Genomic DNA, 23,234 nt, shown 5'->3' with positions numbered 1-23,234 from the left:
GAATGCCTCCAGGGACGCTCCGCGTTCCAGCCTCACCTCATATCCCAAGCCTGACACCGATGTGACGCAGAGCGTCACGGGCTGCATTCCCACGCAGAGCGTGGGAATGATCAGTACCTCCAACCTGCAGAAACAACAAGGCCCGCATCAATGCGGGCCTTGTTTCGAATCCATTCAGGCTTAGAAGCGAAACACTTCCATATCCGTCCGGATCGGTGCAGCCATCGGAATCTTCTGCTGCTTCTCCGCTTCCGCAGCAGGCGCCACAGGTTTGGCTGCCGGCTTTTTAGGGGCTTCGGCAATCGGTGGCTGGTTGGCCAGTGGCTTGAGCGCTGTCGACAGCTGTTCAGCAAGCTTCTGCAGCAACACACCCTGCGCCTGAACCTGAGCCGCGGTGTTGCCGGCGTGCTGTTCCTGCAGGTGAATGATGCGGTTATCGCGCACCTGGCCACGACGATCGATCAAACGCCATTGCGCATCGAGGATCGCCGGTTGCGACTCTCCCGAATCCAGACGCGTGATGGTCAACAGCACTTGGACATCCGGTGTGAACCCCGTTGTCGCAGGCGCCAGCACGACACGCTGGCTGTCCAGGTGACCGGCCACCTGACGCAGTAACAGCTGATCGATGTCGGAAGACAGGCTGCCAGCCCAACGGCCATCGGGCGAGGCTTGCAGGCTGCCATCCGGTTGACGCTGCAACAGGGTTTCGCGCTGCAGGTAGTCCGCCACGGTTACCGGGCCCAACAAAACCGCCATGCCCGCGCTTTGCGCAGGCTGAACCGGACTTCCGCTGTCCAGTTGATACAGCGACACCGGCTGGTGAACGCTGCAACCCGCCAGGCCAAGTACGCCGGCGAGCATCAAAATAAAAGGAAGGCGCAGAGCAGTCATCGTCCCATCCAGGTGATTGCCACAAGGCTAATCACAGTGAAAATACTCAATAAATATGAAGAACGCTCGGCCACGCCGGCGCTTGAAAGGCCATATCATCCGTGAATATGCGTTCCGACTCCAGCGCGAAAGCGTCGATCTACGCGTTAAATCGTAGATCGAGCGCTCTAGGACGCTTAATTGAGGTTTTCGACGAGCAGCGCATCCACCCTCTGGAAGCCACGTGGCAATTTGTTACCACGACGCCCACGCTCACCTTTGTAGTGTTCGAGGTCGTCTGCTTTCAGTGACAAGGTACGTTTTCCGGCCTGCAGCACCAGGGTGGCACCATCCGGCACAACGGCGATGTCCGTGACATATTCTTCGCGACTGGCCACACGCTCACCGGAAATCCCGATGATCTTGTTGCCTTTGCCTTTACCTAATTGTGGCAGATCGCTGATCTTGAAGATCAGCAGGCGACCTTCGGTGGTCACCGACGCCAGCCAGTTCTGCTCACGATCGGCCACCGGCCGCGGCAGGATCACCTTGGCGTTGTTCGGCAAGCTCAGCAGGGCCTTGCCCGCCTTGTTCTTGGCCTGCAGGTCTTCACCCTTGACCACGAAACCGTAACCGGCGTCCGACGCGATGACGTACAGCGCATCGTCCTCGGGCATCAGCACGCATTCAAAACTCGCCCCTGGCGGAGGCGTCAGACGGCCGGTCAGCGGTTCGCCCTGACCACGGGCCGATGGCAAGGTGTGTGCGGCTACCGAGTAGCTGCGACCGGTGGAGTCGATAAACACCGCAAACTGGTTGGAACGCCCCGCCGCCAAGGCCTTGAAACCATCTCCGGCCTTGTACGAAAGCCCGGTGGCGTCGATGTCATGGCCCTTGGCGGAGCGAACCCAGCCTTTTTCCGAGAGCACGACGGTGACTTTTTCGTTCGGCAGCAGATCGTGCTCGGTCAGCGCCTTCGCTTCAGCACGCTCGACGATGGGCGAGCGACGGTCGTCGCCATAGGTCTCTGCGTCCTTGATCAGCTCGGTGCGTACCAGTTTTTTCAACTTGGCTTCGCTGCTCAGCAGCGCTTGCAGCTTGGCTTGTTCCTTGAGCAGTTCGTCCTGCTCGGAACGCAGCTTCATTTCTTCCAGTCGCGCCAATTGACGCAAACGCGTGTCGAGAATGTAGTCGGCCTGGATTTCGCTCAGGGCGAAACGCTCGATCAGCGCGGCTTTGGGCTGCTCCTCGGTGCGGATGATGTGAATCACTTCATCCAGGTTGAGGTAGGCGATCAACAAACCGTCCAACAGGTGCAGGCGACGCTCGACCTTGTCCAGGCGGAATTGCAGGCGACGACGCACGGTCTGGACCCGGAACTCCAGCCACTCGACCAGCAAGGCCCGCAGGTTTTTCAGCTGCGGCTTGCCGTCAAGCCCGATGATATTGATGTTGACCCGGTAGCTCGACTCCAGCTCGGTGCTGGCGAACAGGTGCTGCATCAACGCATCGTGGTCAAAGTTTTTCCGGGCGCCCGGAATAATCACGATCCGGCACGGGTTCTCGTGGTCCGATTCGTCGCGCAAGTCCGCGATTTGTGGGGCTTTCGACGGTTTGGCCTGCATCATCGCCGCGATCTGTTCCAGCACCTTGGCACCCGAAACCTGATGCGGCAGCGCGGTGACGATGATGTCGCCGTCTTCGATGTGGTACACGGCGCGCATGCGCACAGAACCCTTGCCGGTTTCGTAGATTTTCAGCAGGTCGGCACGCGGGGTGATGATTTCCGCTTCGGTCGGGTAATCCGGGCCCTGGATGTGTTCACAGAGCTGTTCGACCGTGGCTTTGGGCTCATCGAGCAAACGCACGCACGCCGTCGCGACTTCGCGCAGGTTATGCGGCGGAACGTCGGTGGCCATGCCCACGGCGATGCCGGTGGTGCCGTTGAGCAGGATGTTCGGCAAACGGGCCGGCAACACCAGCGGTTCGTCGAGAGTGCCATCGAAGTTCGGGCCCCAGTCCGCCGTGCCCTGACCCAGTTCGCTGAGCAGCACCTCGGAGTAACGCGACAGCCGTGCTTCGGTGTAACGCATGGCGGCGAAGGATTTGGGATCGTCCGGCGCACCCCAGTTACCCTGGCCATCCACCAGCGTGTAGCGGTAGCTGAACGGCTGGGCCATCAGGACCATGGCTTCGTAGCAGGCCGAGTCGCCATGGGGGTGGAATTTACCGAGCACGTCACCGACGGTACGCGCCGATTTCTTGTGCTTGGAATCGGCGTCCAGCCCCAGCTCGCTCATGGCGTAGACGATACGCCGCTGTACCGGTTTCAGGCCGTCGCCGATATGCGGCAAGGCACGGTCCATGATCACGTACATGGAGTAGTTGAGGTAGGCATTTTCGGTGAAGTCAGCCAGTGACCGGCGTTCTACACCGTCCAGGCTGAGATCAAGGGAGTCGCTCATGCGGGCCTCATCGGTTCGTTGTCTGGCGCAGCAGCATGGTGCCACCGCGCTGGGTAAATTCAAGTTTGTTCAGCGCGCTCATACCGAGCAGCACTTGATCGCCATCCAGGCCTGGCACGACGAGGGCGCGCACATCACGCAACACAATGTCGCCCAGTTGCAGGCGGTCGACGCGGGTTCGATAACCCTCGGTTCGACCGTTGGCGGTGCTCAGGGTCACCCCGAAGCCTTGTTCCAGTTTCAGCCGTTCGGCCATTTGCGCCGGGATCGCCACATCGGTCGCCCCGGTATCGAGCATGAAATTCACCGGCTGACCATTGATATGGCCGCTGGCAACGAAATGTCCCTGGCCGTTGCTGACCAGTTTCACTTCGACGAAACCATCGCCGAGCTGCGAGCTCACTACCACATTCGGGTTTTGCTGACGCTCTTCCCACTGGCCGAAAAACCGCGTCGCCAGAAACAACGCGGCGCACCAGGCCAGTACCATCAATACCCGACCGGCACGTTTGCCCGGCGTTTGCTGGCTCATGGCTTGGCACTCCAGCCACCTTCAGGTGCAGCAAAGCGCCAGACGATCGGACGAACCTCGCCATCGGCGCGGGCACCGGTGTTGTTGTCGACACCGATCCAGGCACCCTCGGCGTCCACGATCAACGCTTCGGTCAGTGCAAAGTCCTGGGGATAACGACGATCGTCCTGCAACGCCTCATCGGCAAACGACCAGCAACGTTCGACCTTGGCCGTCACCGCATCACGGCGACAAATCTCGAACGCGTTGCGCTCAAGGGTAAACAGCTTGCCGTTGAACCATGACAGATCGGCAAAATCCCGGGGCATCGCTCTGGCGCTGGGAAATTGCGCAGGTTGCATTTCCTTTCCGCCTTCACTCAGCAGCACACAACCACCATCGCAGTCCCACAGGGTTTGCTGGCGCTTGACCAGTAGCAACCCGCGATTCTCGCGCTCGGCAGCCAACCACAATTGGTCACCTTGCGGATTGATTGCCAGGCCTTCGAACAACGCATTGAAGCGCAGCAACATGCCGCTGGCCCGCGCCTCGCGCACCATGATCGGTGAAATCTTCAGCCAAGAGGTCGGCCCGGTTGGCGGAATTTGCAACACCGCCGCATGGGATTCGCTGACCACGTAGCGATTTCCGGCGCTGTCGCAGGTGATCCCTTCGAAGTCCAGATCACCGCCACGCACGAACGACGACACCCAGGCCCGCGAACGCAAACCCCAGGGCAAGCCGTTGTCCGGCACGGGCGGGACGCCGATGCCCACTGCTTCCGCGTACCAGACACCATCGCCCGTCTCGAGGCGGTAGATCTGATCGTCGTCGCGGTCGGAGACCGTCCACAGCTCTTTGCCGCACTGGGCCAGCCCGGACAGGTTGCCACCGCGCATGCCGTCCACGGCATGTTCGGACAACAGACGCAACTGCGGTGTCGGCTTGGCAGACACCGTCATCGAGGTCAGCAGCAACGCACACGCCAGGGCAAAGCCCAGCCGCATCAGCCCAGCACCTCCGCCAGGTTGCCCTTGGACTCCAGCCAGGTCTTGCGGTCGCTGGCGCGTTTTTTCGCCAGCAGCATGTCCATCATTTCCGAGGTCGCGTCGAAATCATCGCCCAAGGTCAGTTGCACCAGACGCCGGGTGTTGGGGTCCATGGTGGTTTCTCGCAGCTGCGGCGGGTTCATCTCACCCAGGCCTTTGAATCGGGTGACCTGCGGCTTGCCGCGCTTCTTCTCGGCCACCAGGCGATCGAGAATGCCGTCGCGCTCGGCATCATCCAAGGCGTAGTAGATCTCTTTTCCCAGGTCGATGCGGTACAGCGGCGGCATGGCGACGTAGACGTGACCGGCATCCACCAACGGGCGGAAATGCTGGAGGAACAACGCGCAGAGCAGGGTCGCAATGTGCAGTCCGTCGGAGTCGGCGTCGGCGAGGATGCAGATCTTGCCGTAGCGCAGCTGGCTCATGTCCGCGGCGCCCGGATCGACGCCGATGGCCACGGCAATGTTGTGCACTTCCTGGCTGGCCAGCACTTCGCTGCCGTCGACTTCCCAGGTGTTGAGGATCTTGCCGCGCAACGGCAGGATCGCCTGGAACTCTTTGTCCCGCGCCTGCTTGGCCGAACCGCCGGCGGAATCACCTTCCACCAGGAACAGCTCGGAACGCATCGGGTCCTGCCCGGCGCAATCAGCGAGCTTGCCCGGCAACGCCGGCCCCTGGGTGATGCGTTTGCGCTCGACCTTCTTGCTGGCCTTCAGGCGACGGCCGGCGTTGCTGATCGCCAGTTCCGCCAGCGCCAGACCGGTTTCCGGGTGGGCGTTGAGCCACAGGCTGAAGGCGTCCTTGACCACACCAGAAACGAACGCCGCCGCTTCACGGGACGACAGACGCTCCTTGGTCTGGCCGGAAAATTGCGGCTCCTGCATCTTCATCGACAGCACAAAAGCGATGCGTTCCCAGACGTCTTCCGGCGCCAGCTTCACGCCGCGCGGCAACAGGCTGCGGAATTCGCAGAACTCGCGCATGGCGTCGAGCAAGCCCTGACGCAGGCCGTTGACGTGGGTACCGCCCTGGGCAGTCGGGATCAGGTTGACGTAGCTTTCCTGTACCGCGTCGCCACCTTCCGGCAGCCACAGCAGCGCCCAGTCCACGGCTTCCTTGTTACCGGCCAGGCTGCCGCAGAACGGCTCGTCCGGCAGACGCTCGAATTCGCTGACGGCATCGACCAGGTAGGAACGCAGGCCATCTTCGTAATGCCATTCGACTTTCTCGCCAGTGGCCTTGTCTTCAAAACTGACCAGCAGCCCCGGGCACAGAACGGCCTTGGCCTTGAGCACGTGCTTGAGACGGCTGATGGAGAATTTCGGCGAATCGAAATATTTCGGATCCGGGGCGAAGAACACGCTGGTCCCGGTATTGCGCTTGCCAACCGTACCGACGATTTCCAGCTCGGTTTTCTTGTAACCGTCGGCGAAGGTCATCTGGTATTCGTTGCCGTCACGTTTTACACGCACCCGGACTTCGGTCGACAAGGCGTTGACCACTGAAATACCCACCCCGTGCAGACCGCCGGAGAACTGGTAGTTCTTGTTGGAAAACTTGCCGCCCGCATGAAGCTTGGTAAGGATCAGCTCGACGCCCGAAACACCTTCTTCGGGGTGAATGTCCACTGGCATGCCACGGCCGTCATCGCTGACTTCCAGCGAGTGATCGGCGTGGAGGATGACCTGCACCGATTTGGCATGCCCGGCCAAGGCTTCGTCGACGCTGTTGTCGATGACTTCCTGGGCGAGGTGGTTCGGCCGACTGGTGTCGGTGTACATGCCGGGGCGTTTGCGCACCGGGTCGAGGCCCGAGAGGACTTCGATGGCGTCGGCGTTATAAGAGCTAGCGCTGGGAGTGGCCATGGGGTCTCGTCGTCAGTCTTTCATTGAAAATAAGGGCAAGGTTTCACAGCGCGGTGAAATCAATCGCCTGATACAAATCTGCGCCAATGCTGGCAAAACTCAGCATCGCCGGAAGCTGCTCGGCAAAACCCTGGAAACCATGGTCCCCGCCGGCCTGGATACGCAAGGCGCAGGCCCGGTAATACTGTTGGGCGAGGCGATAGTCCAGCGTTTCGTCACCGGTCTGCAACCATACCTGATAGCGCTGTGGATCCTGGGGTGCCGGCACTTCCAGCTCGGCGAGGGCCGTCACGTGGTCGCGGGTCATTTCCCAGGTCTCTTCGGTATACAGGTTTTTCTGTGTCCCCAGGAACCCGTCGAACATCCGATGCGGGCTGACGGCAGGGTTGATCAACAGGGCCTTCAGGCCATGGCGCTCGGCCAGGTGAGTCGCATAGTAGCCGCCGAGTGAGCTGCCGACCAGCAGTGGCCGCCCGAGCGTTTCAATCGCCTGCTCCAGCTGACTGATGGCCTCGCGGGGATGGTGATGCAGGGCCGGCACAAGCAGTTGATCGCTCAAGCCCAGGCGCTCCATCACTTCGCTCAACTGAGTGGCCTTTTTCGACGCAGGCGCGCTGTTGAAACCGTGGATATAAAGGATCGAGCCGGACATGAAGACTCCCTGTGGGTCGGGTAAGGAAGGCGGAGTTTACAGGGTGTTGGAGATGTTGGATGCCCCTGTAGGAGCGAGCATGCTCGCGATGGTCGCCAACGATAACGCTGGTTGCCTGATTTCCAGTGTCGTCATTGCGTTTTTCGCGAGCGTGCTCGCTCCTACAGTGAAGGCGGGCGTGTCAGTAGCCGTTGGAGCCGTAATCGACCTGAAAATCGAACCCGGTCACACGCCCCACACCGGTTTCCAGCCGCCCATCCGGCAACAACCGCAACCAGCGATACCCCGGCGCCTGCTCCCCGACCTTGAAATCCTCGCTGCCCGGTTCGAACTGAATACACGTCGATGGCGAGGCGATCAGACGCACGTTGTTACGCAATTGATCGATTTCCTGATGCACATGCCCCCAAAGCACGGCGCGTACCTGTGGAAAACGATCCAGAACCTCAAAAAACGCTTCGGGATTACGCAGCCCGATTGGCTCCATCCACGCACAGCCGATCGACACCGGATGATGGTGCAAGCACACCAGATGATGCCGCTCTGGCGCCTCACTCAAAGAACGGGCCAGCAGTTGCAACTGTTCGTCCTGCAAATACCCCGGCACCGAGCCTGGCACTGCCGAATCGAGCAGTGTGACCCGCCAGTTGCCAATATCCACCACCGGATCCAATAAAGCACTTTGTACCGCGGCCTCGGCCATGATGTGCGGTTCGTCGTGGTTGCCGGGAATCCAGCGGGCCGGCGCGTCGATCTGCCGGGTCAATTCACGAAACTGCTGGTAGGACGCAAGCGTGCCGTCCTGGGACAGATCGCCGGTGGCCAGGACCAGATCGATCTGTAACTGCTGCACACGCACCAACTCAATGACTTTTTGCAGGCTATCGCGGGTATTCATGCCCAGCAGCGTGCCGTCCGCCTCGGCGAACAGATGACTGTCGGAGAGTTGCACCAGCAACGCCGGATCGGCGGTGGTCAAGGTGGATACGCTCGGCAAGGTGTTCTCCCAGGGCGTGATCGCGGGATTGGATAATGGCGCAATTATGCTGGGGGATGATCGAAAAGGGGAATCCGTGAACCTGACGCAGTTCACAAGAACGTTAACGGACCACTTCGTACTCGTGCCCCAATGCCAGGCAGTGACTCAACCATTCACCCAGAAACATGTTCAGTTGGGCCTTTTCGTCGGGCTGATGCATCGAGGCGTTCGGGTAAGGATAGATGCCGCGAAAGCGTCGCGCATGTTCGGCGCTGACCACTTCGGCCATGCACGCATCGTGATAGACCTGCACTTCCAGTTGGGGCACCGGCAGCCACGGCAGGCTGTGTTCCTGGCGCACCTGCAGGGTCGTGGTGTAGGGACAGACCTGCAGCACCTCCAGCGCCAGCACGCCCAGCATCTGGTCGCCATGGGTCACGGCGATACGCCGCGCCGCTGGCTCGCTGCGCATGTCCGGCAACAGTCGCATCAGGCGCGCGTAGTTCGCCTCACACGACGCCTGCAGCCCCACGAGGTCCACCCGATAGCGATCGCGCAGCTTGTTTACGACCATAGCCCCCTCACTTCAACGCGGTTCAGTGCCAGCCATTGCAAGGCAATGATGCTGGCCGCGTTGGCAATTCGTCCGTCGCGTACGGCTTGCAGGGCGTCTTCGAAAGCCCACACCGTGACGCGGATATCTTCAGCCTCTTCCTCCAGCCCATGCAGGCCGCCTACCCCACTACTATCGCAACGTCCCAGGTACAAATGCACGAATTCGTTGCTGCCGCCCGGCGATGGAAAATATTGGGTCATCGGCCACAGCGCCCCGATGACAAGCCCAGCTTCCTCCTGCGCTTCGCGGTGAGCAACTTCTTCCGGTTGCTCATCCTTGTCGATCAGACCAGCGACCAGTTCGATCAGCCAAGGATTGTCGGTCTTGCCCAGCGCACCGACGCGAAACTGCTCGATCAGCACCACTTCGTCGCGCTGCGGGTCGTAGGGCAGCATGCACACCGCATCGTGGCGCACGAACAATTCACGGCTGATTTCGCGGCTCATGCCGCCGGCGAACAATTCGTGGCGCAAGTGCACGCGATCGAGCTTGTAGAAACCCTCGAAGCACTTTTCGCGCCGAACGATATCCACGGCGGTCGGAATGGCTTTGGCAAAATCAGTCATGACTATCCTCTTACTGCAAACCGATACGAGGTTCCTTTTTTCCTGGAACCTCGACTTCGCGCCATCCTAACGCGCCCGTGAGGTTTGATGCAGCCCCTTTACCTTCAGCGAGATAGACGGTGAGGGCGAAACCCACTCTAATTAGCTTAGTGGCGAACTGACTGCTCCGTTGATAGTCGAAGCGGGTAACTTTTCGCCTTTCCCTGTTTTATGAAGGACGCCCATGTCGCTTTTTAAAATTGCCTCCGTGGCCGCTCTCGCCCTGACCCTGGGCGCTTGCCAGAGCCTGTTCCAGCCCAACTATCGCGCGCCGCTGGAAACCACCCGCGACGCCACTGAGCAGCTCAAGCCAGGTTGTACCAACCAGGACTGCCCGCTGGTGAACATCGACACCCTGCACTTCCCCGCCGAGCCTGCGCTCGACGGCATCATCGAAAAACGCCTGCTGCAAATGACCCGTACCTCACCCGACGCCCCGGTGGCGCCGACGCTGGCGGCCTATCGCGAACAGTTTTTGCGCACCGCCGGCCCGCGCAACAGCAGCTATTTGCAGGCCAAAGTACGTGAGCAGCATGACGGCTTGGTGATCATCGAGTTGTCCAGTTACCTGGACACCGGCGGTGCCCATGGCACGCCGGGTCGAGGTTTCATCAACTATTCGCGTCAGCAGCAAAAAGTGCTGACGCTTTCGGACATGCTGGTGCCGGGGCAGGAAGATGCGTTCTGGAAAGCCGCGCAGGTGGCGCACAACAGCTGGCTGATCAGCACCAAGCTCGATCAGGAACCGGAGTTCGTCAAGAGCTGGCCGTTCCAGAAAACCCAGAACGTGGCGCTGACCTACGGCGGGGTGATCCTCAAGTACGAAACCAGCAGCATCGCGCCTTACGCGCTGGGCCATGTCGAACTGAAGATCCCCTACCCTCGCCTGAACGGCATCATCAAGCCCGAGCTGTTTCCCGGCCGTAACTGAAGGCCCGGCCCAGCACTAGCTGCAGCAGCCCTGCCAGGATCAACGCCGGCAGGGTTGCGCCGATATCCGGATACAGATTGGCCAGCAGATGATAGGTGCTGACCCCGCCCAACCAGGCGAGCAGCGCCGGCCAGCGCAATGCGGCCGATGCCACCTGGCCGCTGCGCTTGCGCAGGATGAAGTGATCCACCAGCACCACGCCGAACAGCGGTGCGAACACCGAACCGATCAACAGCAGGAAGTTCTGGTACTGGGCCAGTGGCGCCAGCAAAGCGATCAGGGTGCAGATCACGCCGATGGCCAAGGCCAGGTGCTCGACTTTCAGGCGCAACAGAATCCCGCTGGAAACGGCTGCCGAGTGAATGTCGGCAAAGGCATTTTCCGATTCGTCCAGCAGAATCAGCAACAGCGGAATGCCCAGACCCGCGCCAGCCAATGCCAACAGCAAGGCATTGACTTCACCGCTCGGCGCGAACGCCAGGGTGTAGGCCACGCCCAGGCTCATCAGCCAGAAGTTACCGATAAAGAAGCCGATGGCTGTACCACCGAAGACGTTTTTCGCACGCTTGCCGAAACGCGAGTAGTCGGCAATCAGCGGCAGCCAGGACAACGGCATGGCGATGGCAATGTCGAAGCCCACCGCGAACGGCATCGAACCGTCACCGGCCTGAGCCCACAATGCGGCCAGGTCAGCCTTGGCGAATAGGTTCCAGGTCAGCCAGATGCACGCAGCCAGCAGCAGCCAGATGCCCCATTTGCGCAGGATCTGGCGCACGAAGGTCAACGGACCGCTCACGGCCAACAAGGTCGCAAGAGCGCCGAAAAACAGCGTCCACAGCACTGGATTGGACAGCGTGCTGCCGTCGCTGAAGGCCTTAGCGCCCAACAGGCTGGCGGCATCGCGCATGACGATGATCTCGAACGAGCCCCAACCGATCAATTGCAGCAGGTTCAGCACGGCCGGCAGGCTCGCGCCACGTTTGCCGAGGCTGAGCTTGAGCGCGGCCATCGACGACAGGCCGGTGTCGCTGCCGATCACGCCGACGGCAGCCAGCAGCAGAACACCGACCAGCGTGCCGAGGAAAATCGCCAGCAACGAGCCGGACAGGCCCAGGCCGGGCGCCAGAAGCGCGCCGGTCTGCAGGACCATCAGGCCGATGCCGAGGGAGAACCACAGGGAAAACAGGTCGCGACCGCCGAACACACGCTTGTCGGTCGGCACCGCGATGTCGGGTGAATAAGTACTCGGTTGAATGCTCAAGGGTGTTATCTCAGAGGGACATTTGTTGTTGTGTAGATCGCCTTCGCGAGCAGGCTCGCTCCCACATTGGAATGCATTCTCCTGTGGGAGCGAGCCTGCTCGCGAAGAGGCCCTTTCAGGCCCCTACCTTTTCAGGTCAGATCAAACTTTCTGATACAGCTGGCTGCCTTCCTTCTTGAAGCGCTCGGACTGTTCGGCCATGCCTTGGGCGACGTCCACGTCCACCGCTTCGATCCGTTGGTTGGCCGCATACTCGCGGACTTCCTGGGTGATTTTCATCGAGCAGAATTTCGGCCCGCACATGGAGCAGAAGTGCGCGACCTTGGCCGAATCCTTCGGCAACGTCTCATCGTGATACGAACGAGCGGTGTCCGGATCCAGGCCCAGGTTGAACTGATCTTCCCAACGGAACTCGAAGCGTGCCTTGCTCAAGGCATTGTCGCGGATCTGCGCGCCGGGATGCCCTTTGGCAAGATCGGCGGCGTGCGCGGCAATCTTGTAGGTGATGATCCCGGTCTTCACGTCATCCTTGTTCGGCAGGCCCAAGTGTTCCTTCGGCGTGACGTAGCAAAGCATGGCGCAACCGAACCAGCCGATCATCGCCGCACCGATACCCGAGGTGATGTGGTCGTAGCCCGGCGCGATGTCCGTGGTCAGCGGGCCGAGGGTGTAAAACGGCGCCTCGTCACAGCATTCCAGCTGCTTGTCCATGTTCTCTTTGATCAACTGCATCGGCACGTGGCCCGGGCCTTCAATCATGCATTGCACGTCGTGCTTCCAGGCAATCTTGGTCAGCTCGCCGAGGGTTTCCAGTTCGCCGAACTGCGCTTCGTCGTTGGCGTCGGCAATCGAGCCAGGACGCAGGCCATCGCCCAGCGAGAAGCTGACGTCGTAGGCCTTCATGATTTCGCAGATGTCTTCGAAATGCGTATAGAGGAAGTTCTCTTTGTGGTGCGCCAGGCACCACTTGGCCATGATCGAACCGCCACGGGAGACGATGCCGGTCACGCGCTTGGCGGTCATCGGCACGTAGCGCAACAGCACGCCGGCGTGGATGGTGAAGTAGTCGACGCCCTGCTCGGCCTGCTCGATCAGCGTGTCGCGGAACAGCTCCCAGGTCAGGTCTTCGGCCACGCCGCCGACTTTTTCCAGAGCCTGGTAGATCGGCACCGTACCGATCGGCACTGGCGAGTTGCGGATGATCCACTCGCGGGTTTCGTGAATGTGTTTGCCGGTGGACAGGTCCATGACCGTGTCCGAACCCCAGCGAATACCCCAGGTCAGTTTCGCCACTTCTTCTTCGATGGACGAACCCAGGGCGCTGTTGCCGATGTTGCCGTTGATCTTCACCAGGAAGTTACGGCCGATGATCATCGGTTCCAGCTCGGTGTGGTTGATGTTGGCCGGAATGATCGCGCGACCGCGGGCAATCTCGTCACGGACAAATTCCGGAGTGATGATTTTCGGCACGCTGGCACCGAAGCTGTGACCGGCGTGTTGCTGGTCCAGCAGGCCGGCGGCACGGGCCACTTCCAGCTTCATGTTTTCGCGGATGGCGACGTATTCCATCTCGGCGGTGATGATGCCTTTGCGCGCGTAATGCATCTGGCTGACGTTGGCGCCCGGCTTGGCGCGACGCGGGTTGTTGACGTGGGCGAAACGCAGCTTGGTCAGTTCCGGGTCGGCAAGGCGCTCCTGGCCAAAGTTGGAGCTCAGGCCGCTCAGGCGCTCGGTGTCGCCACGGGATTCGATCCACGGCGAGCGCACATCGGCCAAGCCTTTGCGCACGTCGATGACGACGTTGGGGTCGGTGTACGGGCCCGAGGTGTCGTACACCACCACAGGCGCGTTGACCTCGCCACCGAAGTCGGTCGGCGTTACGTCGAGGCTGATTTCGCGCATCGGCACGAGGATGTCCGGGCGAGTGCCCTGGACATAGATTTTTTGCGAGCGGGTAAACGGCTGCACCGATTGCTGATCGACCTTGGCCGAGTCACTCAGGTTGGTGGCGATTTTTGCTTTTGTAGTCATCACGGGCTCTCCAGACAGCATCCAGGCAGTGGAATTTTGTCGGAGCGAACCTGTAAACGAATGGACGCACGGGCGCTGGAAAACCAGCTGTGCTGTGCTCAGTGCTCGAGGGGTGTTCGATTGTCGAACAACATCCCGGACGAAGCACAAGAGGACTCGCCGGGTGACGAGAAATCTTGTTCCCTACGCAGGCGCTAACCTGATCAGGTTCAACGGGATCCGAAATTATTCGATCTCAGCCTCATAGCAAGGCACCCCGACAAGAACCCGGCCAGTCTAGACATAACTGGCAAAGAACGCCAACACCGCTGCAAACACCGTGATGAATGGCGTAATTACCGGGAACGGCAGGATTGTTGCCGAACGTGTGCGCAACTACACTCGCAACGGCCAAGCTGCGCATTGACGCTGCATGTGCTGCGCCGTAGCCTTGGCGCTCAAATTATCAGCGTAATTTTTAAGGGATCGCCTCATGCTGCGCAAACTCTCACTGGCCGTTGCCGTGTCTTGTGCGTCCAATGGAATGGCCTGGGCAGCAGAAGCGCCCCTATCGACCAAGACCGATCTGGTCAGCGTCTATCAGGAAGCGGTGAACAACAACGCCGACCTCGCCGCCGCTATCGCCCAATATGGCGCCCAGAAGGAAGTCGTGCCACAGGCCCGCGCCGGGTTGCTGCCCAATCTCTCCGGCGGTGCCGATGTTGCCAGCGTGCGCACCGCGATCGATCAGCCGTCGGCCACGGCCAACCGTAATGCCCATTCGTACCAGGCGACCCTGGCGCAGCCACTGTTCCGCGCCGACCGCTGGTTCCAGTTCCAGGCCGCCAAGGACGTCAACGAACAAGCTGCGCTGCAACTCTCCGCGACCCAGCAGAACCTGATCCTGCAGACCGCCGACAGCTACTTCAACGTGCTGCGCAGCCAGGACAACCTGGCCTCGACCAAGGCCGAGGAAGCCGCGTTCAAGCGTCAACTCGATCAGTCCAACGAGCGCTTCGATGTCGGCCTCTCGGACAAGACCGACGTACTGAACTCACAAGCCAGCTACGACACCGCACGCGCCAACCGCATCGTCGCCCAGCGCCAGGTGGATGATGCCTTCGAAGCCCTGGTGACACTGACCAACCGCCAGTACAACTCGATCCAGGGCATCAGCCACAACCTGCCGATCCTGCCGCCGGCACCGAACGACGCCAAGTCCTGGGTCGAAACGGCAGCCAGGCAAAACCTCAACCTGTTGGCCAGCAACTACGCCGTCAGCGCCGCCGAGCAAACCCTCAAGCAGCGCAAGGCCGGTCATGCACCGACCGTCGATGCGGTGGCGCAATACCAAAAAGGCGACAACGATGCACTGGGCTTCAGCAACCCGAGCGCATTCGGCCAGCCGTACAAGGGCGACGTCGAGCAATCCTCGATAGGCCTGCAACTGAACATCCCGATCTACAGCGGCGGCCTGATCAACTCCCAGGTGCGTCAATCCTACGCACAACTGGACCAGACCGAACAGCAACGCGAATCCCTGCGCCGGCAAATCGTGGAAAACACCCGCGACCTGCACCGCGCGGTAAATACCGATGTCGAACAGGTCCAGGCACGCAAGCAGTCGATCATCTCCAACCAGAGTGCGGTGGAAGCGACCGAAATCGGTTATCAGGTGGGTACGCGCAACATCGTCGACGTGCTGGATGCGCAACGCTCGCTCTACACTTCGGTTCGCGACTACAACAACACCCGCTACGACTACATCCTCGACAACCTGCGTTTGAAGCAGCAGGCCGGTACGCTGAACCCGGGGGATTTGCAGGATCTGGCACGTTGGCTCAATCCCAACTACAACCCGGACAAGGACTTCCTGCCGCCGGATCTGGCGAAGGCAGCAGCTGAACAGCTCAAAGCCCGACCCTGAGAACACCTCTGTAGGAGCAAAGCTTGCTCGCGATGGCGTCCTTGAGATCGCTATCGCGAGCAAGCTTTGCTCCTACAGGGTTTGTGTGCGCTACATGATTCGGTCTACCGCTCGATCAACCGCCCCAACCCATCGAGCAACCGCTGCAACGCCCCCTGATTGGTGCGCATCACCTTCAACCCCGCCTCGGCCATGCGCTGCGCATCCCTCGGCAATTCGAACAGCCGCTGCACCGCCACCACCAGCCCTTGTGCATCCTCAACCTCCTGCAACGCCCCGGCACTGCGCAACTGCGCGGCGATTTCAAGGAAGTTGAACAGGTGCGGGCCACTGAGCACCGGCTTGGCCAAAGCCGCCGGCTCAAGCAGGTTATGCCCGCCATTAGGCACCAGGCTACCGCCGACGAACGCGCTGTCGGCCAAGGCATAGAGAAACAACAGTTCGCCCATGGTGTCGCCCAACAGCACCGATGTGGCGGCGGTGACCGCCTCTGCGCTGGAGCGCCGCACTGTGGCAAAACCCTGCTGGCGGCACAATTCGAATACCGGATCGAAACGCTCGGGATGGCGCGGCACCAGAATCAGCAAGGCATCGGGATGGCTAGCGAGCAACTGACGATGGGCCGCCAGTACCACCTCGTCTTCGCCATCATGGGTACTGGCGGCGATCCACACCGGGCGTTCCTGTGCCTGCCATTGCCCGCGCAACTCGGCAGCACGCTGCAACAGTTGCGGGTCGATGGTCAGGTCGAACTTGATCGAGCCGGTGACTTCGACGGTTTCCGCCCGCGCGCCCAACTTCCGGAAACGCTGGGCTTCGGCTTCGGTCTGCACCGCGAACAGGCTCATCTCGGCAAGCATCGGCCCGGTCAGCTTGCTGAAGCGGCCATAGCCTCTGGCCGAACGTTCAGACAGTCGCGCGTTGGCCAGGGCCACAGGAATTCCGCGCTTGGCGCATTGATGGATATGGTTGGGCCAGAGCTCGGTTTCCATGATCACCGCCAGTTTCGGCTGGACCCGATCAAGAAAACGCTTGGCGGCGCACGGCAAATCGTACGGCAAATAGCAGTGCTGGATGCGCGGTTCGTTGGCGAACAATGCCTGGATGCGCTCCGATCCGGTCGGAGTCATGCAGGTCACAGTGATCGGCAGCTGTGGATAACGCTGCAACAAGGCGCGAATCATCGGTGCGGCGGCAATGCTTTCACCCACGGACACCGCGTGCACCCAGATACCCCCGGGCTTCATCGTCGGCATCCCGTAGGAGAAACGCTCGCCGATGCGCTTGGCATACGCCGGCGCCTTGCGCGCGCGAAGCCACAGCCGAATCGCCACCAATGGCAGCCCCAGGTAAAACAGCGCGGTGTAGAGAGTTCTATTCATGGCGGCGGAGTTTATCGGTTTTTTCACCGATCGCCTGCAAATGCACGGCAAAACGCTCCGCCAGCCAGCGCGCCGCCGGCCCGAGTGGCTCATCGCGGCGCCACACCAGCTCAACCACCAGCGCCGGCGGGGTCCATTCGCTGACCAATTCGACCATCAGATCCTGATACGCCGGGTACTGCACCACGTGACGCGGCAACCAGGCCCAGCCGAGGCCGCGCACCAGCCATTCAGCCATCACATAAAAACTGTCGGCCCGCCAGACCTGCGGGCTGGCCGGTTCGCTGCCGGGGTAGACGCTGGACTGCGTGGACATCAGCAGCTGACGATGCTGCGCCAGTTCCTGGCAGTTCACTTCAGCCTTTGCCGCCAACGGATGCCCGACGCCACACACGGTAACCATCTCAACGCTGCCCAGCACCCGCCGCTCAAGGGCTTCAGGAATTTGATCGTGATAAAACAACAAACCCAGATCGGCCCGACGCTCCACCAGTTTGCGCGCCACATCACCTTGGGCAGCGCTGGTCAGTTGCACTTCAAGGCTGGGAAATTTTTCCGCCAGGGCTTCAAAGCTTTCGATGACCGGCTGGTACGGCATGGCCTCGTCCTGGGCCAGACGCAAGCGAGCTTCCTGACCGCGCATGATCGCCAGCGCCCGGCCATTGAGGCGCTCACATTGGCGCAGCACTTCCCGCGCCTCTTCCAGCAAGGCGTTGCCGGCTGCGGTGAGTTTCGGCTGGCGCCCGCTGCTGCGGTCGAACAGGCTCACGCCCAGATCTTCCTCCAACAGCGCAATCGCACTGCTGACCGCCGACTGGGCTTTGCGCTGCTCCCGTGCCACGGCAGAAAACGACCGTTGCTCCGCCACACCGACGAATAAGCGCAGTTGTTCAAGATTCCATTGCATAGGCAAACCCATCTTCAGAACAGATAGGTAATGACTTTACCGCATCTGGAGAATCTCTAGAATGCCGAACTCAGCAAGCAACACTTCATACGAGGATTAACCCATGACCGCTTACTACTACCTGGCCGTCGCCATCTGCGCCGAAGTGATTGCCACTGTTTCGATGAAAGCGGTCAAAGGCTTCAGCACGCCGTTGCCGCTGCTGCTGGTCATCGTCGGCTACGGCATCGCCTTCTGGATGCTGACCCTGGTGGTGCGCAGCGTGCCGGTGGGCGTGGCTTACGCGGTATGGGCCGGCATGGGCATCGTGATGGTCAGCGTCGCGGCGTTGTTTATCTACGGGCAGAAGCTGGATGTGCCGGCGATGCTGGGGATGGCGTTGATCGTGTTGGGGGTTGTAGTGATTCAGCTGTTCTCGAAGACCGCCGGCCACTGAAAGCCGAACCGCCATCCCTTGTGGGAGCGAGCCTGTGTGGCGAGGGGATTTATCCCCGTTGGGGCGCGAAGCGACCCCAGAATTCCTTCAGGCACACCGAGTTGTCTGGCTTTGCGACTGCTTCGCAGCCGAACGGGGCGGTGCGACGTTTCGCTAAATCCCCTCGCCACACAGGCTCGCTCCCACAGGTGCAGCAGCCCCTCCAATCTTCGAGTCTGTATACTGCGCCCTCGTCTTGAACTCTGAGGTCGCTGCATGCCATCCGTTATTTCCACCGACGTTCTCATTGTCGGCGCTGGTGTCGCCGGCCTCTGGCTGAATGCGCGCCTGCGTCGCCAGGGTTTCTCGACCGTGCTGGTGGAAAGCGCCAGCCTCGGCGGCGGGCAAAGCGTGAAATCCCAGGGCATCATCCATGGCGGCGCCAAGTACGCACTGCATGGCGCCCTGACCGGCGCCTCGGAAGCCATCGCCGACATGCCGCGTCGCTGGCGTGAAGCCCTGGCCGGGGATGGCGAACTGGACCTTTCGGGCGTGCGCCTGCTGTCCGAAGCCCACTACCTCTGGTCCCCGGGCACGATCGCCGGCAACCTCACCAGCTTCTTCGCCAGCAAAGCCGTGCGCGGTCGCGTCGATCAGGTCAAGGGCGACCAACTGCCACCGGCCCTGCGAGACAAACGCTTCAAGGGCAAGGTCTATCGCTTGGCGGAACTGGTGATCGATGTACCGAGCCTGATCCAGCGCCTGGCTGACCTCGCGGGTGATGGCCTGCTCGCCGGCCAGAAGATCGAGCCGCTGCTGGAGGGTGGCGTGCTGGTCGGCCTGAAGGTGGACGAACGCGAGATCCGCGCCCAACGCATCGTCTTGAGCGCCGGAGGTGGAACGGCGGCGTTGCTCGAAGCGCTGGGGCTGACCCAGCCCGCCATGCAACGCCGCCCGTTGCACATGATCATCGCCAAAGGCCCAAGCCTCAAACCGCTGTACGCCCATTGCCTGGGCGGAGGAACCAAACCACGCATCACCGTGACCACGCACCCGGCGGCCGATGGCCAGTGGGTCTGGTACCTGGGCGGCGATATCGCTGAAACCGAAGGCGTGACCCGTGAACCCGCCGAACAAATCGCCACCGCACAGAAGGAACTTGGCCAGTTACTGCCATGGATCGACCTCAGCACGGTGCAATGGGCAACCTTGCGCGTGGACCGCGCCGAGCCACTGCAATCGGGGCTGACCCGTCCCGACAACGCCTTTGTTGCCGAAGAAGGTCGCCTGCTGGTGGGCTGGCCAACCAAACTGGCACTGGCGCCGGACTTTGCCGACCGGGTGATCGCCAGCCTTGCCCGCGATGGCATTCAACCGGGTCCGGTCACCGCGTTGCCGCCGCTGCCAAAACCGCCGATGGCCGTCCCGGCCTGGGAGCAATTGCTGCCATGAGCCAACCGACTCTGCACGACTTGCATCGCCCCCTGGGCAGCACCGGCCTGCTGGTGTCGCCCCTGGGTCTGGGCACGGTAAAACTCGGCCGTGACCAAGGCGTGAAGTATCCCAATGGCTTCCAGATCCCCGACGACAATGAAGCGCGGATGCTGCTCAAGCTCACGCGCGACCTGGGCATCAACCTGATCGATACCGCTCCGGCCTATGGTCGCAGCGAAGAGCGCCTTGGCCCGCTGCTGCGTGGTCAGCGTCCGGATTGGGTGATCGTCAGCAAGGTCGGCGAAGAGTTTGCCGACGGGCAGTCCCGTCACGATTTCAGCGCCGCGCACACCCGTTTCTCTGTAGAACGCAGCCTGCAACGCCTTGAGACTGATTTCATCGACCTGGTGCTGGTGCACTCCGACGGCAACGACCTCGCGATCCTCGATGACAGCGAAGTCTATGCGACGCTTGCCGCGCTCAAGGCCGAAGGCAAGATTCGTGGCTTCGGCTTTTCCGGCAAAACCGTCGAAGGCGGCTTGAGGGCGCTGGAGCAAGGTGATTGCGCAATGGTCACCTACAATCTGAACGAGCAAAGCGAAAAGGCCGTCATTGACTATGCTGCTGCTCATGGCAAAGCCATTCTGGTCAAAAAAGCCCTCGCCAGTGGTCATGCGTGCCTGAGTCCAGGCGAGGACCCGGTACGCGCCAGTTTCCAATTGTTGTTCGAACATCCCGGTGTGGCCAGTGCTATTGTCGGAACGATCAATCCGCTGCACCTCGCCCATAACGTGGCGACCGTTGCCCAGGTCCTACGTAGCAACTGATGCCGCCCCACGCGGCCTTAAGCAGGAGCCGACATGCCGCGTACGCTCATTAGAAAGAACCCGAGCAACTTCAAGACCCTACCGTTATTCGTCGAAGCAACTCCCGAAGGCCTGAGTTATCAGAGTGTCGGGAGGCCGTTGAATTTCTCCCAGATCCTGCAACGTCGGCGTCCGGTGAGCGTCGCCAATACGGAACGATTTTCCCTTGAATTGGCCAACCTCGGGGTTTCGGTACGCCTGACACTGCATTGGCAGAATCGCGATTACTGGGTACTGGTGCGTCAACGGCGGCAGGATCGCGGCGACGTGGTGCTCAAGCTGATTTCCGGCTACGTGCCCGCCCATGAGCTGAACCTGCCGCTGCACACGGCAATCCAGGAAATCGCCGAAGAATGCCTGCTGGAAACCCCGGAAGGCTGGCTTGGCGGGCGCTTCAACGACACCTGGCTACCCGCACCCTACTCGACCGCCTTGCACTATCGCGAAGCCCTGCCGTTTCGCCTGTCGCCGCTGTCCGGCTCGGCGCGTCCGGTGCGTTGCGCCAACTTGCCACTGATCGAACGGCCACGGGCTTATGTGCACTTGCCGACCGCATCGCTGCAATTGATTTACGACTTGCGCCTGGAGGTCCCCAAGGAAGCCAAGTCCCTGAGCCTGTTTCACGCCGACGAACGACTGGAAGGCGATCAACTGGTGGCCCGCCTGGATCGCAAGCGCCCCGACCTGTACCTGATGCCTTTAAAGGACGGCCACCCCTTGGCCGAGCTCTACACCTTGAAAAAGGATCAATTGCACCCGGCGAGCACCCGTGGACTGTACCTGGCCGAAAGTTTTGCCCGGCAGGAAGGCTGGCTGGTGAGGGATGAGCGGATTCGCTGGAAGGACTGGGTGCGGCAGCAGGGTTTGACGCCGCCGGGGAAGGATTCGGGCCTGGCGCGATTGCGTGGCAAGGCCAGGCAACTGCTGAAGAAGATCGTGCCGCGTACCTTGTAGGAGCGAGCTTGCTCGCGATGGAGGCCAACGATAACGCGGGAAACCTGACGCCCCGCGGTGCTCTCCGGTTTTTCGCGAGCAAGCTCGCTCCTACAAAGGCTGCTTCATTCGGACTTGCGGATTTTCTCGACAATGGCAGTCGTGGAGCTGTTTTCCACCAGCCCCAGTACTTTCACGGTCCCGCCGTAAGCGGTCACGATGTCTGCACCGACCACTTGGTCAATCCCGTAGTCCCCACCCTTGACCAGCACGTCTGGCTTGACCTCGCGCAGCAGGTTCTCCGGTGTGCCTTCAGCGAAGCTGATCACCCAATCGACTGCGCCCAGACCTGCCAGCACCGCCATGCGCCGGTCGACACTGTTGATAGGACGGCCAGGCCCTTTCAGGCGGCTGACCGACGCATCGTCGTTGACCGCAACGATCAGGCGATCGCCTTGCGCCCGCGCCTGTTCCAGGTACGTCACGTGCCCGGCATGCAGGATGTCGAAGCAGCCGTTGGTGAAAACGATTTTCTCGTTGTGCGCACGGGCGTCGTCGACTGCCAGCAGCAACTGTTCAAGGCCCAGCACGCCGCGCTCTGAACCCTGATCGCGCTGGATGGCACGACGCAACTCCGGCGCGCTGATGGCCGCCGTACCGAGCTTGCCGACCACGATGCCTGCCGCCAGGTTGGCCAGGCCCACCGCGTGCGGCAGTTCTTCGCCAGCGGCAATCGCCGCTGCCAGGGTGGAAATTACCGTATCGCCAGCACCGGTCACGTCGAACACTTCACGGGCGCGTGCCGGCAGGTGCAATGCCGGATGATCCGGGCGCAGCAGGGTCATGCCGTGTTCACCACGGGTCACCAGCAAGGCGCCAAGGTCCAGGTCGTGCATCAGCTGCGCGCCCTTGTTCACCAAATCATGCTCATCGGCGCAACCACCGACGATGGTTTCGAATTCGTTGAGGTTCGGCGTGATCAGGCTCGCGCCACGATAAATGGAGAAATCCTTGCCCTTGGGATCGGCCAACACCGGAATGCCCCGGGCACGGGCGGCCTGGATCAGTACTTGATGGTTTTTCAGCGCGCCTTTGCCGTAGTCGGACAGCACCAGCACCTTGATGCCTTCGAGCAGTTCGTCGACTTGCACGGACAACGCCACGGAGTCCGTGGCGAACGGTTCTTCGAAGTCGATTCGCAGCAGCTGCTGGTGACGGCTCATGACCCGCAGCTTGACGATGGTCGGCTGGTGAGCAATGCGCTGGAACAATGCGCGCACACCGGCACCCTTGAGGCTATTGACCAGGCTGTCGGCGGCTTCATCGTCGCCGGTCACGCCGACCAGCGAGGCCGGCGCGCCGAGGGCGGCAATGTTCAACGCAACGTTGGCGGCACCGCCCGGGCGGTCCTCGATGTGATCGACCTTGACCACCGGTACTGGCGCCTCAGGGGAAATCCGTGAGGTACCACCATGCCAGTAACGGTCGAGCATGACATCGCCGACCACCAAGACAGGGGCTTGATCGAATCGCGGCATGGACAACTTCATGGA

Annotated in this window: 20 protein-coding genes and 1 riboswitch; of the genes, 6 read left to right on the top strand and 14 right to left on the bottom strand. The window is 61.2% G+C overall.

The window, feature by feature from the left end; genetic code table 11:
• Positions 1–180: 180 nt before the first annotated feature.
• From ACA058_RS02390 to ACA058_RS02350, 9 genes are all read right to left on the bottom strand, one after another.
• Positions 181–894, bottom strand: coding sequence for a PqiC family protein (locus tag ACA058_RS02390; protein WP_497637679.1), 714 nt, complete (start codon positions 892–894; stop codon positions 181–183).
• A gap of 176 nt (positions 895–1,070) precedes the next feature.
• Positions 1,071–3,338 carry a DNA topoisomerase IV subunit A gene (gene parC / locus ACA058_RS02385; RefSeq protein WP_497637678.1) on the bottom strand — a complete coding sequence of 756 codons (2,268 nt, stop codon included), beginning with the start codon at positions 3,336–3,338 and terminating at the stop codon, positions 1,071–1,073.
• Between the two features lie 7 nt (positions 3,339–3,345).
• Positions 3,346–3,870 carry a retropepsin-like aspartic protease family protein gene (locus ACA058_RS02380; RefSeq protein ID WP_497637677.1) on the bottom strand — a complete coding sequence of 175 codons (525 nt, stop codon included), beginning with the start codon at positions 3,868–3,870 and terminating at the stop codon, positions 3,346–3,348.
• Entirely contained in the window at positions 3,867–4,856 is a 990-nt protein-coding gene (locus ACA058_RS02375) for an esterase-like activity of phytase family protein (RefSeq protein ID WP_497637676.1), read from the bottom strand. Before ACA058_RS02375 ends, ACA058_RS02380 begins: the two co-directional genes overlap by 4 nt.
• A complete protein-coding gene (gene parE, locus ACA058_RS02370; RefSeq protein ID WP_497637675.1) occupies positions 4,856–6,763 on the bottom strand; it encodes a DNA topoisomerase IV subunit B in 1,908 nt (635 codons plus the stop codon). The genes ACA058_RS02375 and parE overlap by 1 nt, the downstream gene beginning before the upstream one ends.
• Positions 6,764–6,806: 43 nt before the next feature.
• A complete protein-coding gene (locus ACA058_RS02365; RefSeq protein WP_497637674.1) occupies positions 6,807–7,415 on the bottom strand; it encodes a YqiA/YcfP family alpha/beta fold hydrolase in 609 nt (202 codons plus the stop codon).
• Positions 7,416–7,596: 181 nt separating this feature from the next.
• On the bottom strand, positions 7,597–8,412 hold the full coding sequence (gene cpdA / locus ACA058_RS02360; RefSeq protein ID WP_497637673.1) for a 3',5'-cyclic-AMP phosphodiesterase: 816 nt from the start codon (positions 8,410–8,412) through the stop codon (positions 7,597–7,599).
• A gap of 103 nt (positions 8,413–8,515) precedes the next feature.
• Positions 8,516–8,968 (bottom strand): DUF1249 domain-containing protein, encoded by a 453-nt coding sequence (locus tag ACA058_RS02355; protein WP_008063540.1) that lies wholly within the window; start codon positions 8,966–8,968, stop codon positions 8,516–8,518.
• On the bottom strand, positions 8,959–9,576 hold the full coding sequence (locus ACA058_RS02350) for an NUDIX domain-containing protein (protein ID WP_323626742.1): 618 nt from the start codon (positions 9,574–9,576) through the stop codon (positions 8,959–8,961). The genes ACA058_RS02355 and ACA058_RS02350 overlap by 10 nt, the downstream gene beginning before the upstream one ends.
• Positions 9,577–9,799: 223 nt before the next feature.
• Between ACA058_RS02350 and ACA058_RS02345 the strand changes: the two genes are divergently transcribed.
• Entirely contained in the window at positions 9,800–10,546 is a 747-nt protein-coding gene (locus ACA058_RS02345) for an RsiV family protein (protein ID WP_497637672.1), read from the top strand.
• Here the strand turns inward: ACA058_RS02345 and cytX are convergent.
• Together cytX and thiC are read right to left on the bottom strand one after the other, a co-directional pair.
• A complete protein-coding gene (cytX, locus tag ACA058_RS02340; protein ID WP_497637671.1) occupies positions 10,515–11,807 on the bottom strand; it encodes a putative hydroxymethylpyrimidine transporter CytX in 1,293 nt (430 codons plus the stop codon). The genes ACA058_RS02345 and cytX overlap by 32 nt on opposite strands.
• Positions 11,808–11,948: 141 nt before the next feature.
• Positions 11,949–13,838, bottom strand: coding sequence for a phosphomethylpyrimidine synthase ThiC (gene thiC, locus ACA058_RS02335; RefSeq protein ID WP_497637670.1), 1,890 nt, complete (start codon positions 13,836–13,838; stop codon positions 11,949–11,951).
• Positions 13,839–14,001: 163 nt separating this feature from the next.
• A riboswitch (TPP riboswitch) is annotated at positions 14,002–14,107 on the bottom strand.
• A 203-nt stretch (positions 14,108–14,310) separates the two neighbouring features.
• On the opposite strand from thiC, the gene ACA058_RS02330 reads away from it, so the two are divergent.
• Positions 14,311–15,744, top strand: coding sequence for a TolC family outer membrane protein (locus ACA058_RS02330; protein WP_497637669.1), 1,434 nt, complete (start codon positions 14,311–14,313; stop codon positions 15,742–15,744).
• Between the two features lie 104 nt (positions 15,745–15,848).
• Here ACA058_RS02330 and waaA read toward each other — a convergent pair whose 3' ends face one another.
• On the bottom strand, positions 15,849–17,126 hold the full coding sequence (waaA, locus tag ACA058_RS02325; RefSeq protein ID WP_497637668.1) for a lipid IV(A) 3-deoxy-D-manno-octulosonic acid transferase: 1,278 nt from the start codon (positions 17,124–17,126) through the stop codon (positions 15,849–15,851).
• Positions 17,119–18,033, bottom strand: a complete 915-nt coding sequence (locus ACA058_RS02320; RefSeq protein WP_497637667.1) for a LysR family transcriptional regulator — start codon at positions 18,031–18,033, stop codon at positions 17,119–17,121. The genes waaA and ACA058_RS02320 overlap by 8 nt, the downstream gene beginning before the upstream one ends.
• A gap of 103 nt (positions 18,034–18,136) precedes the next feature.
• Between ACA058_RS02320 and ACA058_RS02315 the strand changes: the two genes are divergently transcribed.
• The 4 genes from ACA058_RS02315 (at position 18,137) to ACA058_RS02300 (ending at position 21,702) form a co-directional block, all read left to right on the top strand.
• The gene (locus ACA058_RS02315; protein WP_497637665.1) at positions 18,137–18,469 is read left to right on the top strand and encodes a DMT family transporter; all 333 of its coding nucleotides are present in this window, start codon (positions 18,137–18,139) and stop codon (positions 18,467–18,469) included.
• A gap of 255 nt (positions 18,470–18,724) precedes the next feature.
• A complete protein-coding gene (locus tag ACA058_RS02310) occupies positions 18,725–19,900 on the top strand; it encodes an NAD(P)/FAD-dependent oxidoreductase (protein WP_497637664.1) in 1,176 nt (391 codons plus the stop codon).
• Positions 19,897–20,709, top strand: a complete 813-nt coding sequence (locus tag ACA058_RS02305; RefSeq protein ID WP_497637663.1) for an aldo/keto reductase — start codon at positions 19,897–19,899, stop codon at positions 20,707–20,709. The genes ACA058_RS02310 and ACA058_RS02305 overlap by 4 nt, the downstream gene beginning before the upstream one ends.
• 33 nt (positions 20,710–20,742) lie before the next feature.
• On the top strand, positions 20,743–21,702 hold the full coding sequence (locus ACA058_RS02300; RefSeq protein ID WP_497637662.1) for a metal ABC transporter ATPase: 960 nt from the start codon (positions 20,743–20,745) through the stop codon (positions 21,700–21,702).
• A 104-nt stretch (positions 21,703–21,806) separates the two neighbouring features.
• Here ACA058_RS02300 and hldE read toward each other — a convergent pair whose 3' ends face one another.
• Positions 21,807–23,231 carry a bifunctional D-glycero-beta-D-manno-heptose-7-phosphate kinase/D-glycero-beta-D-manno-heptose 1-phosphate adenylyltransferase HldE gene (hldE, locus tag ACA058_RS02295; protein WP_497637661.1) on the bottom strand — a complete coding sequence of 475 codons (1,425 nt, stop codon included), beginning with the start codon at positions 23,229–23,231 and terminating at the stop codon, positions 21,807–21,809.
• Between the last annotated feature and the right edge of the window lie 3 nt (positions 23,232–23,234).

The organism is Pseudomonas sp. LBUM1649, from assembly GCF_059716155.1.
This window is presented reverse-complemented; position numbering and strand designations above follow the sequence as displayed.

Bases quoted from the DNA above. Each gene is read 5' to 3' on its own strand.
- ACA058_RS02315 (WP_497637665.1), top strand. From the start codon at position 18,137: ATGACCGCTTACTACTACCTGGCCGTCGCCATCTGCGCCGAAGTGATT.
- hldE (WP_497637661.1), bottom strand. From the start codon at position 23,231: ATGAAGTTGTCCATGCCGCGATTCGATCAAGCCCCTGTCTTGGTGGTC.
- waaA (WP_497637668.1), bottom strand. From the start codon at position 17,126: ATGAATAGAACTCTCTACACCGCGCTGTTTTACCTGGGGCTGCCATTG.
- ACA058_RS02320 (WP_497637667.1), bottom strand. From the start codon at position 18,033: ATGCAATGGAATCTTGAACAACTGCGCTTATTCGTCGGTGTGGCGGAG.
- ACA058_RS02305 (WP_497637663.1), top strand. From the start codon at position 19,897: ATGAGCCAACCGACTCTGCACGACTTGCATCGCCCCCTGGGCAGCACC.
- parE (WP_497637675.1), bottom strand. From the start codon at position 6,763: ATGGCCACTCCCAGCGCTAGCTCTTATAACGCCGACGCCATCGAAGTC.
- ACA058_RS02380 (WP_497637677.1), bottom strand. From the start codon at position 3,870: ATGAGCCAGCAAACGCCGGGCAAACGTGCCGGTCGGGTATTGATGGTA.
- ACA058_RS02375 (WP_497637676.1), bottom strand. From the start codon at position 4,856: ATGCGGCTGGGCTTTGCCCTGGCGTGTGCGTTGCTGCTGACCTCGATG.
- ACA058_RS02365 (WP_497637674.1), bottom strand. From the start codon at position 7,415: ATGTCCGGCTCGATCCTTTATATCCACGGTTTCAACAGCGCGCCTGCG.
- ACA058_RS02355 (WP_008063540.1), bottom strand. From the start codon at position 8,968: ATGGTCGTAAACAAGCTGCGCGATCGCTATCGGGTGGACCTCGTGGGG.
- thiC (WP_497637670.1), bottom strand. From the start codon at position 13,838: ATGACTACAAAAGCAAAAATCGCCACCAACCTGAGTGACTCGGCCAAG.
- parC (WP_497637678.1), bottom strand. From the start codon at position 3,338: ATGAGCGACTCCCTTGATCTCAGCCTGGACGGTGTAGAACGCCGGTCA.
- ACA058_RS02350 (WP_323626742.1), bottom strand. From the start codon at position 9,576: ATGACTGATTTTGCCAAAGCCATTCCGACCGCCGTGGATATCGTTCGG.
- ACA058_RS02345 (WP_497637672.1), top strand. From the start codon at position 9,800: ATGTCGCTTTTTAAAATTGCCTCCGTGGCCGCTCTCGCCCTGACCCTG.
- ACA058_RS02330 (WP_497637669.1), top strand. From the start codon at position 14,311: ATGCTGCGCAAACTCTCACTGGCCGTTGCCGTGTCTTGTGCGTCCAAT.
- ACA058_RS02390 (WP_497637679.1), bottom strand. From the start codon at position 894: ATGACTGCTCTGCGCCTTCCTTTTATTTTGATGCTCGCCGGCGTACTT.
- ACA058_RS02300 (WP_497637662.1), top strand. From the start codon at position 20,743: ATGCCGCGTACGCTCATTAGAAAGAACCCGAGCAACTTCAAGACCCTA.
- ACA058_RS02310 (WP_497637664.1), top strand. From the start codon at position 18,725: ATGCCATCCGTTATTTCCACCGACGTTCTCATTGTCGGCGCTGGTGTC.